The sequence below is a fragment of the Pseudoalteromonas sp. GABNS16E genome (assembly GCF_028598715.1).
In the GTDB taxonomy this organism is placed as follows: domain Bacteria; phylum Pseudomonadota; class Gammaproteobacteria; order Enterobacterales; family Alteromonadaceae; genus Pseudoalteromonas; species Pseudoalteromonas atlantica.
Window position 1 is genome coordinate 1 of the sequence record NZ_JAQREZ010000220.1, and the last position, 255, is coordinate 255.

Genomic DNA, 255 nt, shown 5'->3' on the forward strand with positions numbered 1-255 from the left:
CTTGTTGACTCAATACATCAGCTAATGAAAAAAAGTTATGCTGGGATTTAGATAGTTTAACTACCGAGCGAGATGGAGATGGCATAAAGCCAGTGGTAATTGCTTCAATACCTCTCACGGAGCGCGTTCCCGTAGCATAAAGGTTGTCAAACCCCCACCCTTGTTGATATAGCTCATCAAGTTCAGGAGTTATACCTAACCCACCAAGTTGTCCAACAAATCGGGCACCTAAACTTTCCTCAAGTATAATTACTA

General features: G+C 42.0%; 1 protein-coding gene. It reads right to left on the minus strand.

All coding sequences use genetic code 11. The annotated features are described in order from the left end of the window. On the minus strand, nt 1-255 hold a 255-nt coding region (locus PSI06_RS21360), incomplete at both ends, for a sulfatase-like hydrolase/transferase (RefSeq protein ID WP_273604861.1).